This window comes from Alkalihalobacterium chitinilyticum, from assembly GCF_029028005.1.
Classification (GTDB): domain Bacteria; phylum Bacillota; class Bacilli; order Bacillales; family Bacillaceae_F; genus Alkalihalobacterium; species Alkalihalobacterium chitinilyticum.
Genome location: NZ_JAOTPO010000008.1, coordinates 116,078 through 130,384 on the forward strand (window position 1 = coordinate 116,078; position 14,307 = coordinate 130,384).

At 33.5% G+C, this 14,307-nt stretch carries 23 protein-coding genes and 1 riboswitch; of the genes, 20 read left to right on the forward strand and 3 right to left on the reverse strand.

The features are described from left to right. Nucleotides 1-256 precede the first annotated feature (256 nt). The 14 genes from N7Z68_RS12875 to N7Z68_RS12940 all read left to right on the forward strand — a co-directional run bounded on the left by N7Z68_RS12875 (nt 257) and on the right by N7Z68_RS12940 (nt 7,080). Nucleotides 257-655, forward strand: a complete 399-nt coding sequence (locus N7Z68_RS12875; protein ID WP_275118877.1) for a GyrI-like domain-containing protein — start codon at nt 257-259, stop codon at nt 653-655. A gap of 855 nt (nt 656-1,510) precedes the next feature. Continuing rightward, nucleotides 1,511-1,996 carry a GNAT family N-acetyltransferase gene (locus tag N7Z68_RS12880; protein ID WP_275118878.1) on the forward strand — a complete coding sequence of 162 codons (486 nt, stop codon included), beginning with the start codon at nt 1,511-1,513 and terminating at the stop codon, nt 1,994-1,996. A 170-nt stretch (nt 1,997-2,166) separates the two neighbouring features. Continuing rightward, nucleotides 2,167-2,310, forward strand: coding sequence for a hypothetical protein (locus tag N7Z68_RS12885; RefSeq protein WP_275118880.1), 144 nt, complete (start codon nt 2,167-2,169; stop codon nt 2,308-2,310). 156 nt (nt 2,311-2,466) lie between these two features. Further along, nucleotides 2,467-2,778 carry a hypothetical protein gene (locus N7Z68_RS12890; RefSeq protein WP_275118881.1) on the forward strand — a complete coding sequence of 104 codons (312 nt, stop codon included), beginning with the start codon at nt 2,467-2,469 and terminating at the stop codon, nt 2,776-2,778. A 115-nt stretch (nt 2,779-2,893) separates the two neighbouring features. Continuing rightward, entirely contained in the window at nt 2,894-3,412 is a 519-nt protein-coding gene (locus N7Z68_RS12895; RefSeq protein ID WP_275118882.1) for an NUDIX hydrolase, read from the forward strand. A 239-nt stretch (nt 3,413-3,651) separates the two neighbouring features. Then, nucleotides 3,652-3,801, forward strand: a complete 150-nt coding sequence (locus N7Z68_RS12900) for a hypothetical protein (RefSeq protein WP_275118883.1) — start codon at nt 3,652-3,654, stop codon at nt 3,799-3,801. Nucleotides 3,802-4,005: 204 nt separating this feature from the next. Further along, nucleotides 4,006-4,140, forward strand: coding sequence for a hypothetical protein (locus tag N7Z68_RS12905; RefSeq protein ID WP_275118884.1), 135 nt, complete (start codon nt 4,006-4,008; stop codon nt 4,138-4,140). A 71-nt stretch (nt 4,141-4,211) separates the two neighbouring features. After that, nucleotides 4,212-4,496: a hypothetical protein gene (locus N7Z68_RS12910; RefSeq protein ID WP_275118885.1), complete on the forward strand. Its 285-nt coding sequence runs from the start codon at nt 4,212-4,214 to the stop codon at nt 4,494-4,496. 218 nt (nt 4,497-4,714) lie between these two features. Continuing rightward, nucleotides 4,715-4,918, forward strand: coding sequence for a hypothetical protein (locus N7Z68_RS12915; protein WP_275118886.1), 204 nt, complete (start codon nt 4,715-4,717; stop codon nt 4,916-4,918). A gap of 62 nt (nt 4,919-4,980) precedes the next feature. Next, entirely contained in the window at nt 4,981-5,463 is a 483-nt protein-coding gene (locus N7Z68_RS12920) for a YjdJ family protein (protein ID WP_275118887.1), read from the forward strand. A 30-nt stretch (nt 5,464-5,493) separates the two neighbouring features. Beyond that, nucleotides 5,494-5,826 carry a hypothetical protein gene (locus tag N7Z68_RS12925; protein ID WP_275118888.1) on the forward strand — a complete coding sequence of 111 codons (333 nt, stop codon included), beginning with the start codon at nt 5,494-5,496 and terminating at the stop codon, nt 5,824-5,826. Between the two features lie 137 nt (nt 5,827-5,963). Continuing rightward, a complete protein-coding gene (locus N7Z68_RS12930) occupies nt 5,964-6,185 on the forward strand; it encodes a hypothetical protein (protein WP_275118889.1) in 222 nt (73 codons plus the stop codon). A 136-nt stretch (nt 6,186-6,321) separates the two neighbouring features. Continuing rightward, nucleotides 6,322-6,453 carry a hypothetical protein gene (locus N7Z68_RS12935; RefSeq protein WP_275118890.1) on the forward strand — a complete coding sequence of 44 codons (132 nt, stop codon included), beginning with the start codon at nt 6,322-6,324 and terminating at the stop codon, nt 6,451-6,453. 75 nt (nt 6,454-6,528) lie between these two features. Continuing rightward, a complete protein-coding gene (locus N7Z68_RS12940; protein WP_275118994.1) occupies nt 6,529-7,080 on the forward strand; it encodes a uridine kinase family protein in 552 nt (183 codons plus the stop codon). 471 nt (nt 7,081-7,551) lie between these two features. Here N7Z68_RS12940 and N7Z68_RS12945 read toward each other — a convergent pair whose 3' ends face one another. After that, nucleotides 7,552-8,115 carry a cysteine hydrolase family protein gene (locus N7Z68_RS12945; RefSeq protein WP_275118891.1) on the reverse strand — a complete coding sequence of 188 codons (564 nt, stop codon included), beginning with the start codon at nt 8,113-8,115 and terminating at the stop codon, nt 7,552-7,554. Nucleotides 8,116-8,917: 802 nt separating this feature from the next. Between N7Z68_RS12945 and N7Z68_RS12950 the strand changes: the two genes are divergently transcribed. The 3 genes from N7Z68_RS12950 (at nt 8,918) to N7Z68_RS12960 (ending at nt 10,709) form a co-directional block, all read left to right on the forward strand. After that, nucleotides 8,918-9,571: a hypothetical protein gene (locus N7Z68_RS12950; RefSeq protein WP_275118892.1), complete on the forward strand. Its 654-nt coding sequence runs from the start codon at nt 8,918-8,920 to the stop codon at nt 9,569-9,571. Nucleotides 9,572-9,590: 19 nt separating this feature from the next. Beyond that, entirely contained in the window at nt 9,591-10,280 is a 690-nt protein-coding gene (locus tag N7Z68_RS12955; RefSeq protein ID WP_275118893.1) for an OmpA family protein, read from the forward strand. A gap of 216 nt (nt 10,281-10,496) precedes the next feature. Beyond that, entirely contained in the window at nt 10,497-10,709 is a 213-nt protein-coding gene (locus N7Z68_RS12960) for a hypothetical protein (protein WP_275118894.1), read from the forward strand. Nucleotides 10,710-11,162: 453 nt separating this feature from the next. Beyond that, nucleotides 11,163-11,245: riboswitch (cyclic di-GMP riboswitch) on the reverse strand. 163 nt (nt 11,246-11,408) lie between these two features. Here N7Z68_RS12960 and N7Z68_RS12965 read toward each other — a convergent pair. After that, nucleotides 11,409-11,897, reverse strand: a complete 489-nt coding sequence (locus tag N7Z68_RS12965) for a hypothetical protein (protein WP_275118895.1) — start codon at nt 11,895-11,897, stop codon at nt 11,409-11,411. A gap of 423 nt (nt 11,898-12,320) precedes the next feature. Beyond that, on the reverse strand, nt 12,321-12,557 hold the full coding sequence (locus tag N7Z68_RS12970; RefSeq protein WP_275118896.1) for a hypothetical protein: 237 nt from the start codon (nt 12,555-12,557) through the stop codon (nt 12,321-12,323). A 187-nt stretch (nt 12,558-12,744) separates the two neighbouring features. Between N7Z68_RS12970 and N7Z68_RS12975 the strand changes: the two genes are divergently transcribed. From N7Z68_RS12975 to N7Z68_RS12985, 3 genes are all read left to right on the forward strand, one after another. Then, nucleotides 12,745-13,245 carry a hypothetical protein gene (locus N7Z68_RS12975; protein WP_275118897.1) on the forward strand — a complete coding sequence of 167 codons (501 nt, stop codon included), beginning with the start codon at nt 12,745-12,747 and terminating at the stop codon, nt 13,243-13,245. A gap of 123 nt (nt 13,246-13,368) precedes the next feature. Next, nucleotides 13,369-13,602, forward strand: coding sequence for a hypothetical protein (locus N7Z68_RS12980; protein ID WP_275118898.1), 234 nt, complete (start codon nt 13,369-13,371; stop codon nt 13,600-13,602). A 135-nt stretch (nt 13,603-13,737) separates the two neighbouring features. Continuing rightward, on the forward strand, nt 13,738-14,271 hold the full coding sequence (locus tag N7Z68_RS12985; protein ID WP_275118899.1) for a hypothetical protein: 534 nt from the start codon (nt 13,738-13,740) through the stop codon (nt 14,269-14,271). Nucleotides 14,272-14,307 lie beyond the last annotated feature (36 nt).

Below are 14,307 nucleotides of genomic sequence, written 5' to 3' on the forward strand. Positions count from 1 at the left end.
GTGTTATTCCGCTTTATTTTATTCCTACATATATTTGTACTATAACTCTTTTATTTATGATTCACGTTAAGACGGAGTTCGAGGGTATTTCTTCTTCGGGTTATACCCATTATTAAAGTGGTTGATGATGGTGGGCAGAACCTTCAACAAATGTGAACTATTATACTTAAACAAACGAAGAGCAATAGTTTAATAAAAAGGGAAATTGTGTTTTTTATAGAATTAAGTAAAAAACACAATGAGCGGGGGAATTTTAATGAACCTAACAATTATTAAGAGTGTTAGAACTAATAATTTTAACGATAACGCTATTATGCAAAAGATTACAGAAATGTGGAAAGAAGCATCAAGTATTTTGAAGCATCATGATGAAGTTAAATATGGTCTGTATTATGATTACGAGAGTGATTATAAAGGCGATTATACATTAAGTGTAGCAATTGAAAGTAGTGATAACGATCCCACAATTAAGATTTCAAACAAAAGTAAATATGAAATTTTTGAAGTGGATACATCAGATGAATTTGGGATACTTAACGCTTGGAAGGATATATGGAGACTTGAAGAGATAGGAGATCTGGAGAGAGCTTATTCAACAGATTTTGAAAAATACTATCCCAATGGTCAAATTGAGATTCACATAGCAATTAAATAGTTTACATCGCTCATTAAATTCCTTCAAAAAGATAGATATCTCTCTCGAATAATAGCATGTGTAGGGGCTAAATACGTTGATATTGTGAATTAATATTCTTACACTAACAAGTGCGATCGTAAATTACGGGCTGTAATAGATGCAGCTCGTTTTTTTATGCCTATGTATTGGAAAATGATGTTAAAATAAAGAAGCAGTATTGCAAATTAAATAGGTTAGGAGATTTTTAGTAATGATACAGTCGTTGATCATTGGGTTGTTCCTTATTTAGAATATAGATGAATTTTTTTGAGATTTTGTGGTGAAATTAGGATAAACTATGGTGATGGTAAGGGGGTATTGAATGGAAAATATTATACAATATGAAAAAGTTAAATCTTCTATCAAGCTATTGTTATTAGTCTTAACAATCCTAATGATGGGCGTTTTAGCATGGGCAGGTTTTAGTGGGAGAGAGTCTATTTTTCCGTTTTTACTAACTCTAACATTGTTTCTGTCTATCTGTAATTTACAACTTGTTAATGAAAATCCAGACAGAAAGAAGTTGTATAAGATAATATTTTTTGTGTCATGTCTGTCGGTTATATTCGCATTTATAAAATTAATGGTTGGATAGTTAGTACATAAACGTCTTTAATTAACGGGCTATAACAAAAAAATAATTATTGAAGGACTTGGTTACATATCTAACTAGTTTTTTATTTGGTTCAAAAATTTTCTATTCGTGATTAGAAGAAATCTTAAAATATACTTATTCAGTTAACGGAGTGGTTTAGTGAAGGACCCATTCTAACTTTTTTAAATTTGATTATGATATAATCTCCAAAATCGGTAAATGTTGTAGGGGGAATTTATATGAAGTTTACAATTCGCGAGATGCTTCATGATGATACAAAACAAGTACAAGAAGTGGCGAAAAAGACTTGGAATGCTACATATGAAGGAATAATTCCATTAGAGGTTCAAGATGATTTCCTGAATGCAGCTTACAATGACGAAAGAATGAAACAACGATTAGAACGCTCTTTTCTCTTTGTAGCCGAATTCGATGGTAGAGTTGTTGGTTTTGCTAACTTTTCTCCAGTAAGAGACAACGGAAAAGTTGAATTAGCTGCCATTTACCTTTACCCTGAATACCAAGGAAAAGGGATTGGTTCAGCGTTGTTACAACAAGGAATTAAGGATTTAGACGGGATAAAAGAGATTTATATAAATGTAGAAAAGGATAATAAGATCGGCAAGGCATTTTATGATGCAAAAAGTTTTAAAGTTGTTAAAGAGTTCGATGAGGATTTCGATGGACATATCTTAAAAACGGTACGAATGGTATTAAAAGTATAGATATTAAGATAACGGGGGGGCTGTCATGAGCAGGAACGTTTTTCTTTTCCAAGTTAAAGGAAATTAATGTTAATATTAAAATATAATTGATTATTAAAGCCTAAAAAAATGACCTTAACTATTGAAAGTATTAGTGAAATTTTAATACATAACAGAAAGCAGGAAACGAGTTGGAATTGTTAATTTTGGTATTACTATTTGCTGGTTTATTTGCCATATATGACGCAATAAGAAAAGTGAACAATAATATCCTCGAGCAGACTGAGGAACTAAAAAAGATCCGTGAAGAATTAAAGGAAAACAATAAAAAGTAGGTTTTATTATGAGCTAACGGATACTTTAGTACATTACGGGCTGTAATAGATGCAGCTCGTTTTTAATGCCTATTTATTGGAGAAAGATGTTCAGCTAAAATAGCAAGATTGTGAGTTTTAATATTAGGTGTATAAAAGCATTGGGGGGAGATGTCCATGAAGAAGAATATCATTCTTTCATTATGTTTTATGTTATTGATCACTATGTTTATTTTTATTAATCCTTATGAGATGTATCATCATGTTAAAGCAGAGGAGAGAATATCCAATTTATTTGGTGACCCCAGTGTAAGAGAGAATGTTTTTGGTGATGACTCGGTAATAACTAATATTGAATATGTGGGAAGTAATATGTACCGTTTAGAAATAAAAAATAATGCGTTTGTAATTAAAATAAAATCTAAAGGGTCTCGGACAAGTTATGAAGTTTTTGAGTTGAAACATAGTATTGATCAATTCGGATATTAAGTTTGCGAAAAGCTCGGCTTAAAAGTAGTGTGATTTCAATAACGCATACAATAGCTTAAATAAAGGTTAAGTCGTTTAATCTCAAAATATGTCAACTGTAAATTGGAGGTACGTGGTGGAATTATGGGATGTGTATGATATAAATCGAAGCAAAACAGATCGTACTTGGGTTCGTGGTATCGAGCTTGCCCCTGGGGATTTTCATTTAGTTATTCATGTATGTATTTTTAACTCAAACGGGAAAATGCTCATACAACAAAGGCAGTCCTTCAAAGAAAGTTGGCCTAATCTGTGGGATCTCACTGCAGGAGGGAGTGCCACAGCTGGGGATACAAGTCAAACGGCTGCACAAAGAGAATTGTATGAAGAAATTGGCTTGAAATTAGATTTTCAGTATATACGACCTCATTTAACGATAAATTTTGAGAATGGATTTGATGACATTTATTTAATTCAAGAAGATGTGCAATTACATACGCTCACTTTACAGTATGAAGAGGTTCAAAACGTGAAATGGGCAAGCAAGGAAGAAATTTTGAAGATGATCAAAAATAAAGAATTTCTTCCATATTACGAAAGTCTTATCCACTTACTATTTGATTGCCGAAACAATCGTGGTACTATTCAAAGGTAAAAGAATTTTATAAACAAACTGAAGGAAATTCAGCCAGGACATTATTGTTAGGAAGCTTTAGTTAGCGAGTAGAGCAGAGTGTTGAGTCTGAATGAATGCGTTAACGAGTTATTAATGTTCTACTGATATTTACAAAAGTAGCGCACATAATAAAGTAATAATGTTTACTCAGTAAAATAAGGTATAGTATATTTGTTGAATAGCTCCTGTTTAAAAGACAAGAAAAGTAGGTGAACAAAGTGGGAAAATATCAATTGGATGCCAAAAGTAAGGTAGCTGTGAGAAAGTATCAAGAAAAACAGACGCCTGCCAAAGTTGATAAAAAGCAGCAACTCGAAAAATTACGTGCGGAGTATTTGAAAAAGAAGGAAAAACAAACAGATAACTAATTTGAATGAAAACATAGGAAGACAAAATCTCCCTATGTTTTTCTTATTCAAAGTTTTTTTCGATTGATGAAAGGTTTATCCCGTTTAACTGGCGCTAAGACACTCCCACTTCAAGACTTTGACGACGTGATAAAGGAAAAGTGGGAGACGATTGAACACAGACTAAGGTTAGAGAAGAGTCAAAGTATAAAAGAGGCTCTAGGATTGAGCAATGAACAGGACTATATTCAATTTAATGAAAATAAAATCTTTATTGCCAACTCAGCTGTGGAAAAATTTAGTGAAGAATTCGTTGAAATACATTACAGGTATGAAAATGGAAAATTAGTTAAACAATGATATGCTCATAATTACTATTTTTAAAAGATACAAAATGGATCTTAGCTATGAGGAAATAGAGGGGTTTTCAAATGATGAAAAAGATTAACATTTTGTCATTTATCTTATCAATAATTTGTATTTTATTATTTATTATCGTTTCTTTTTCAGGTCCAATAGATTATTCCATAATGGGCAATCACCCTTTAAATTTGGTCTTATATATTACATTGATTACATTTGTTTTAGGGGTATTAGGTTTTTCGGGTACTCAAGATTGGAAAGGGATGGCGAGAAGCGTAACTACTATAATACTTACATTGGGATTATCAGTGTTTTTAACTTTCGTTGTATTTTTTGGAAACTTGTTAAGCTAAAGGGTAGCGTTTCTGCAATAAGCAGAGACGCATTTTTTTACAAAACAAAAGGAAATTAATGTTAAAATGATAACAATGGTTATTCAAGTCATGAAGCAGAATACTTGAACAAGAATTTAAATTTGAAACCATATATTATAAATTTACGTAAATAAAGATTAGAAAAATTAGAATTTTATTTTGGCGGGTATTGAAACTACAAAAAGGAGATGAGATTAATGAGGATAAAGTTAGTTGGGAATGGCATTAGTTCTTTTGGATTGGGTGTAATAGTAAGTTCAATTGTTCATCCTCTCGGTTTTATGAACTCTCAATCCGTTTTTTATGTAATGCTGGTAATCGGAGCGGTTTTACTACTAACTGGGAAACTTATTGGTAAAACGCAGAAAGAGATCGAGATCATAAGTACCAAAATACAATAACGTTAACATTATCGAAGTAACGGGATGCTTTAACAAAATAGGATAGTGAAAGGGTGGAATAATTGGTTTTGTTTTTTATACAATTGGGAATCGCCATTACTTCTCTTTTGTTTTCAACTTTTGCAAGTTGGTATGAAGGAAGTGCTATTTTAGATAATCCATGGGAATGGAAATATTCAACACCATTTTCTCAATTATTATATGGAGATGTACAAAATATAAATCAAATATCACAACTTGACCATTTTGTATATGCAGCGAAGTTTCAACCAACTTTCCCACTTATTATGCTAATCAGTGGATTGTATTTGTTAATTCTTATAGGTTACCAGTTATTTAAGAGCCGAAAAATACGATTTGTTTATTTTCTATCTTTATTAGCTGGAACCTTATTTATACTTAGCTATTTAGTATTCAATTCTCCAACAATAGGTGGTCAAATCTTCTTCTATTTTGGCTTAACAAGTGGCATTTTATGTATCGTAGGAGCTGCAATTATTTACTTTATACTTTTTAAACGTAATACGAACGAGCATGATAGTTGAACAAGGTATTTAAATAAATGGGGTGAGTTAATGAAAAAGTATTCATTCATTTCAATTCTTGTTTTACTAATGGTAATTGGACTCATTTTAATATTTATAGAGTTAAATAAGGATGAAACATTTACAGTTGTTCAAAAAGAAGCGGAAATAGGAGTTTTAATTGAAAGCAATAAGCTATTAAACCCAAGCTATAAACGTGCAACTTTAGGTTTAAAGGATGTACTTATAGTAAACGCATCAGGTAATGAAATAGATATTAGTAAATTAGAAGTAGGAGATGAAATAAAAGCTGAGTTTAGAGCAATAGCAGGGCTATCTGATCCTCCTGTTTTGAGTGCAACGAGAGTAGTTTTATTGGACTAACGGTGAGCAATAGTGCAAGAAGCTGTTGCTCCGTTGTGGTGCTAACGAAGCAGTTTAATTGAAGAGTGTTGTTGAACAAATCTTTTGCGTAGTTGTAGAAAAGTGTGCAGTAAAAGGAGCAGGAGGAGGCAGTAAATATGACTGACAAAAATAATACTAATAAAGAACAAGATAATAATGATAGGAACTCATTTGTGGGTTTTGGAGTTGCCTTCGGATTGCTTGGAGGTGCTTTATTTTCATCTATTGTTGGAATGTTTTTTGAATCTCCACTAATTTGGGCTTTTGGACCTGGATTAGGAATGCTTATTGGAATAGTAATAGGCTCAATAATGGATTCAAATAAAATTAAAGAATAGTTTAATGTGATGTTTAAAAAAAATGCGCAATATTTATATAATATACAGTTAGATTCTTCAACTAACGGGTTGCGATAGCTTAATTAAAAGCTATCGTTGTTCAGCTAACGAGGGTAAGTATTATAGGCGGCTTAATATGGATTGGATATTTTCATGGATTGCGATTTCGATTGCAATTGGTGCATTTGTTGAAGTGGCAATTAAAAATAGGAAATTAGAAAAAAGAATAAAAGATTTGGAAGATAAAATAAGTTTGGTGGTATGTTAGAAAATTAACAACTAAAGTGGTGATATTATGAATTTTAATGGTGAGTTCACTAATTTCGAGCAATTGGTTCGTTCAATGGATTTAATTCCAAAAAAACAATCAACTTTGTTAATTGGAATAGACGGTTGTGGCGGTTCAGGAAAAAGTACATTAGCAACTATATTAAAGGATCATGGTTCTAACATAACTGTTGTCCATATGGATGATTTTTATTTACCATCCTCACAAATTATAAAGTTAAGTCCAGAGAAAAAGCCAATTGGTGCGGACTTTGATTGGAAACGTGTATTAAATCAAGTTCTTGAACCAATTAGTAATAATCGAGAAGGACACTATCAGCGCTATGATTGGGAGAAGGATGATTTAGTAGAATGGCATACAGTTCCGATCGGAGGAATTGTTATAGTGGAAGGTGTCTATTCTATTCGTGAGGAATTAGCAGCTAAATACGATTTTACCATATGGGTTGACTGTCCACGAGAAACAAGGCTTTTGCGTGGTCTTGAAAGAGACGGGGAAGAAGCTCGTGATCGGTGGGAAAATAACTGGATGGTCTCAGAAGACATTTATGTTAACGAACATAAACCTTTTAAAAGAGCAGACCTCGTAGTTAATGGAACTAAATAATATCTTGTTAAACTTTTACATTGAATTTATGTATTTGGAGTTTGGTTTTGTTGTCCAGGAGTTGAGGACAAACAACTGTTAAAGGATAATTTCAAAAAGTTATTGAAGGTTTGTTCAGGCAGACTACCGTCGATCATTAGAATTGACTATCAAATTAACATAAATTACTTACTTTAAGACGATTACGCCCAAAGTGATCGTCTTTTCATATTTGACGCCTTCTGAACTTACAACAATGTCTTCCTCATATATTGCTTACTTTTTGAAAGAATATACTTAATCTAGCAAGAGGCCATAGATTACCACAATTTTATAGATAATTCGGATAGAGCATTATTTCAAGCGAAAGAAAGTGGTCGAAATCGATTGGTTGTTAACTAAGCATGGTTCTTATTTATTAGTTTAAACATCAGAAAAAAAGGGAGATTGTTTTCGAAACAATCTCCCTTTTATATTTAATCAGCTAATCTATTAGTTTGTGGTCACTTCTTGTTGAAGGAAATCCTCTGTCGAAATTACATTGGCATATATTCCGTTAAGTGCACTGATAAATGCATAATGAACCTGCTCAGCTGGCACGACCTTCCCTTGGTAAGCTAAGTCCGTTGTAGTACATGCATCTTCAATAAGTGTAGATTGAAAACCTAGCTCCATTGCTGCTCTTACTGTGGCATCCACGCACATATGTGTCATCATACCTACAATGACTAGCTTCGTCACTCCATTTTCTCTTAAGTGGCTTTCTAGTTCAGTGTTGAAAAAGCTGTTAGGCGCATGTTTAATTATAATATTTTCATTTTCTAATGGTGAAACAGCTTCATTTATTTCGACTCCTTCTGTATTTGGAAGAAAGAAGCCTAACCCTTCGTCAGCCGCGATATGCTGGACATGAAAAATATTTTCTTGATTATTTTGTCTAAACCATTTAAGAATTTTACCTGCATTATCAGCTGCTATTAGTGGATTGCTTAACTCCATTCTTCCGTTCGGAAAATAATCGTTTTGAATATCAATAATAATTAAAGCAGTGCTCATGTATTCACCTCATTAAAATATTTAGTATAGTATAATTCTATTAAGTATATTAATTATTATGAATTTTTATATAAAATATTTAGATTATTAAGATTGAAGTGTTAACGGATGAGAACGGGAGTAATGAATGATTAAAGCCAATTATCAATCTATAGAGACACTCCTGCTTCCCTCTTTTAATAGTGAGATGAAGAATTTAGCGGACTGAGAGGACCTTATTTTCATGAAAACGGCCATAATCGATGATAGAGGACTGAGAGGCCATTATTTGCTAAAAAATACGCCGAAATCAACGGAATTGGGCTAAATAAGGGCCTCAGAGTCCGTTCCGATCATTAAAGCATAGGATTTTGCTTAAATAGCGTCCTCTCAGTCCGCTTAGAATTCAATTCGGGAAATTGATCATTCTCGTATTACTAAAATCATCTATAGCTTGAAAAAGTAGGGTGGGGAAAACGCTAAATTAAACCTGTATTGTAAAAAACGAAGTATTCTAGCAAAAAGGGCCTTCCTTTTCTCCTAATATAGTAGTATCTGAAGTAGTACATGAATTAATAGAAGAATTCTTTTTGTATCTAGCTAGAAAATAGACATATGAAAGAAAAATTCTCTGCAATAAAAAATTTGACCATCGTTAGATTTAAAATTGTGATATCAGTAATAGATATGTGTAAAGGACTATACCTTTTTACCCTTTCTTCTGCCATGTTTTAGCTCTATAATTTTATGGGGAAATTATCAAAAATAGGAAAAATTGATGTGGAACTAAAGTACGGTAATGTAAAGAAAAGGAGATAAGAACGTGAAGAAAAAATCATCCGGAGTAGGGAAAAAGGTACAAAGTAAGAGACTTCAAAGAAACATGGTTGTCTGTATAGCTTCCTTAGCAATTCTTTCAGCTTGCAGCAATTCAACTTCACAAGAAGATGTTACTGTAACCGATAACGAGACATTGGTTGAACAAGAGGTCATTGCTGATGAAGAACCTAGTAATATAGAACCTACCAATGAAGAATCTCATAATGAAGACAAAGAAATGGAAGAGAAAAAAGATACTGTTAAATCAGAACTGCCAAAAACAATTGAGGTGGATCAACAATTAATACATAATAACGGTACGGTCTTGACAATAGAAAGTGTCCATTTAGGAGAAGAATTCATAACGATTGACATACAAGCGATTAACGGGGCAAGTAATAATGTATTCCTTTCCTGGGGTGGAAAAAATTCGATGATCTTACAGGATGATACAGGAGTAACCTATCCTTTCTTGCCACCAGAAAGGAATCATAACTTAGAAATAAAAATTGGAGAACGCTTATCAGGTTCGCTTATTTTTGTTGGCAGGATTAACGGTGAAGCGACCTCTCTTCATTTAAAAACCAATCCAAATGGCTCAGAGGATAAAGATGCGACAGATATGCCATCTTTCTTCTTCGAATATGAAGACCTCTAAGACTAAGGGAGGTTAACCAATGATAAGCAAAGCTGCATTTAATATATTAGGATTACTTCTATTAATCTCATTGATGGTTTCCTGCTCAAATGACAACACAGTTAATCAAGAAGACGAGTCAGAAAACACTCACATACAGGAAGTAGATTTAGAGACGTCTAACAACAATACCCAAAAGTTCACATCAGATGTCACAATAGAAAACAACGTACAATCACAAGTCTATTTGTCTCAAGTACCTAGGAGTAGGGTCATTGTAAGAGAAATTCAACTGTCACAAGTGGAAAAGGAAATTTTGGATACATTGACGGAATTTGAAGCTGTTGTTGAAGAACAGCTAACAACCTTAACGTTACCTGACAATATCCTCTTTGATTTTGGTTCACATCAACTTCGAGATGAGGCAAATGAAGTAATTGAACAACTAGTACAAGTAATAGAAGCGTCAGAAGGTGAAGTGCATATTGCAGGTCATACCGATCATATTGGAGAGGCATCGTTTAACAAGCAATTATCTGAAGATAGAGCACAATCAGTTTTACAAGCATTCGTTAATAAAGGCCTAGACGAGTCCCGCTTCGTCGCTGAGGGATTTGGTGAAGAAAAGCCCATCGTCAGCAATACTCGCCCTGACGGTTCTGATTACGAAGAAGGACGACAAAAAAACCGTCGAGTCGAAATTACAGTCCAAGGATTATTTCAAGAATAAATCAGTAAGGTTCACTTTTATATAGGGTAAGGAGTTGTTTCAATTTTTTGGAACAACTCCTTTTTTATAGCTGATAGATGTTGTTGCAGCTCTTTTTTATTTTCATTAGCCGTTTGATATAGGTATGATGATGAAGTTATGGTACTATCAAGTTAACAAATTCATATTGCATACTAAGGTAGAGACACTAAATTAAAGAATATAGGAGTATTTGTTATGTCATTTTCTAATGGAGATATCGGATTATTAGTTACTTTTTTAGTTATTTTATTTTTTTTAATGTTTGTAATTGCTATTATGGCAAACGTCATAAAGTTTGTAAAAAAACAATCCAGTGAAGAAAAAGACTTGAAAATCGAAGAATTACACAATGAAATTGTAGAGTTGAAAAAAGAAATTGAAGAGCTGAGAACAGGTCGAGATGCGTGAGTATAAAAGTAATAGGTTACAGCTGAGGGCGTTTCTGCAAGGTGGCAGGAACGCCTTTTTCAATTCAGCGCGGAATACTGCCCGAGCAGCAGCTGAAACGAAAGAAGAGGTCATCATAGAGCGCGAATGAAGCCCGAGCAATTATTAAAATGAGGTAGGAGATCATCCCAATACTCATCCACACAAAGATGCTCCCTAATAAAAAGAACCAGTCATTCGACTGACTATCCTTATTCTACTTACATGCATTTATTTTCTTATATTTTATTTGGAGTAGTTTTTCTTGATGATGGTAGGCTTTTTGAAATAATTTGCCTTTTTTTGTTACGTCGCTTGCTGGACAATTGGTATATTTCGAGAAATAGTATCTTGTGCACATTTCTCGCCACCACATTTGGATTCATACCATATGGTTCACCTCATTTGGCCATACTTGTAAGGACTTGGAACGTATTCGGCAGCTGGCTGGCATGACTTACGTTTTAGCCCCTATAGCTTTGCGTTAGCATTTTTCAAAGATTTTGCCTGTTCGTACGAAAATGGTAGTTTTTCATGTCATACCATCAAACATTTTTGAAGCCCTGTAAAAATATTTAATTAAAGTTATCTACATGTAGATCGAATTTATCCTGGCGAATCGCACCGCTGTGTCGCAGCTTTAGCTATACTATACTAAAGAAGGAAAAAATACCTGGTCGGTCATTCATCGGATGAATGAAAGTACTCTTTTATCTTGTTTTTCCCAAGTTCTTTTAGCGCCTCGATTTCCTCGGCTGAAAAATGGTGTTTTAATGTCGTTTTCATTTCTTCAAATTCTTTTTCAGTTAAGCCATTTTTTACTTTATCTACCATTGTGACCAACTCTGTCATCGAAAATTCAGACAGCACCCTTGTGATCGCCTCATCTTTTGTTAATGCGAGCTCCTCTTGTTGGTCGGTGGAAGTTTCATCCGTCATTGGGCCGAGATCATGGTGGCGCAACTCAACTTCATCATCGGCTAAACCAGCATCATGTTGTGACTCAATTTTGTCTTGCCCCAACATATCAAACTTTTCATTACTAATAAAGTTCTCCTTCAAATCTTTACCTTCCTCTAAGAAGTTGTGATCTGCCATTAAGTTTTTCCCAAAATTCGTGCCTGTCAAAATAAAAAGAGCAATGAAGGCGAAAAGAATAAGTCTAAGCATGTTGTTCACCTCTGATATGTGTGTGTTTTTAGTGATGAAACCCGATATAACCGAGCATATACACATTGGTCACAGTGTCGACATCAATTAGAAAGGACATACATAAAATCGGGAGCTTAATATTTATATCCATGCTATTTCTCATTTTCTTAGATGACAGTAAAGATGTAAGAGTGATTGTACCTGGGATGGAAGAGTTAGTATTAGAAAGTGGAAAGTATACAATTTTTCATGAGTATCCGTATCCTATCGCAAAATCGTATATTATAATCGGAAATGCAGCTAATTTGTATTTGTATTTACAGCTTAATTTGTGGGGCAATTAAATATAAAAAAGCTCGGTTTACACATCGGTGAACCGAGCCATTTTTATTACTTTTTTTACCTTCTTATATCACAAACTCTCTCGTTAGTGGACTATGATTAGTTAGGGTTCCTTTTTTCTTCGAGTTCTCCCCAAATTATGTACGCAATTCCTGTAATCAAAGTAAATAAACTGAAAATATTTAGTGTATAGCCAACATCACTTACCATATCCGCTATTATTCTTCCATTACCTATACCTAAAGCAGAGCCAAAAATGGCTACACTTAAATATTTGGTAGATATTAGAAATGCAGATATAGCTATAAATGCTACGCCAGCTCCTCGTTTCGTCATAAATTCGCCCTCCATTTCAAAAAACATTTTTCAATTCTAATCATTTGTTTTTATTAACCTTAGTTTAACATTAACGCTTTTTACTGCAACTCTATGAAACCTTTTTACTTTTAAAGCGTATTAAGAACATACAATAATTAATGGGCTTACAAATAACGTAATGGTATTTGAATGAGGTGAACTTATTATGAAGAAATTGTTAATGATCTTTTTCGCCACAACTAGTATTTTTGGATTGACGATGTTTATCAACGATCGTGATGTTTCAACCAATATCACATCTGGTTTAGCCTTTGGGATTTTCATGACGGTCATTCTAGGGGCTATGAACTACCTTTTAGTTAAGCGAGTCGGTGGAAAAGCTGAAAGTAGTGTAAGGCAAGAAAAAGAAATTGAACTTCAGCTGCCATATCAAGATGCCTTTGAGCTGTGCAAAAACTCTCTTTCTAGTATTAACGGTACGAAAATTACTCATGAAGATGTAGAAAAAGGGATCATCCAAGCAAAGACAGGAGTCAACATTCAAACATGGGGTGATAAACTAGAATTTCATATTCAAAAAGTCGATGAAGAAGTTTCTAAAGTATGGGTTCAAAGCAGGCCTATCGTTCCAACCACTTTAATTGACTACGGGAAAAATTTAAACAACATCAAACTGATCTCTAACTATCTAGAAGAAAACCGTTAAAGGAATACTTTTTTAGTTTTATGAACATCCAACATCTTGCTGTAGATTACGAGAGGATGAACTGCACAATTACTTTTTAAGGGCAAATAAGTAAAGTAGATTGATGAATTGGGGTAAAAAGAAATGGACTTCTTTGAAGAAAAAGGTCGAACGTTATTATTAGAAGTTATCGGAATACTATTGATTTTAGCCGTGATTTCTTTTTTGACCGAACCAGATGCTTTTTCACTTTTTGTACTTTTACTAAACATTGGCTTGTGGGGGGTAATGTATAAAGGATATTTTTGGGCTAAAATAGTTACGGTCATTTGGCTGTTTATTCAAGTTGTTATATACATATGTACAAGTTTCATTTAAATATTTTCAAAAAGTATCTCGGCGTATATGCTGTACAAAGAAAAGTAATATACTCATCAATTTACTATAATTCAATTGTGAGCTTAAACGTTTAAACATTGTAGTGAAAAATATTAAGTAGTGGTGGGAAGCTAAATGAAATTTCTTTTTATTGGTTTAATGTTAGTACTGTTATTCACTATTCCAGTTACGGGTTGCTCTAATGATACAAACGTACAAAAACACTTAGATAAAGAAGTAAATTTAGATTTTGAAGTTCAGTATATTCGTACCAATGCGTTCGTTGACGGAAAGAGTTATCCGACCGTTTCACGGATTTCTTCAACCGAGGAGTTAAACGCTTATTATATCGAGAACAAAGATGCCTACGATTTAGAAAAAAAAGAAGTAGTTTATTCCGATGCAACCATTGGTTTTTTGGATGCAATAGAGAAATATAACGATGATTTTTTCAAAGATCATGTTCTTGTGTTTGTGTTATTACAAGAAGGTAGCGGGTCTATTCGGCATGATATTACAGACATCAAACGTAATAAAAGTCTTGTCGATGTTAGTGTCAAAAGAAATGTACCCCAATACGCAACTGATGATATGGCAGAGTGGCATGTCATGGTTGAGCTTAAAAGAGATACATATAATGCTTCTGAGTTTAAAATAGTATTTGAATAGGATGATTATTTTACTGTGACTACCGGTGAAGGATCG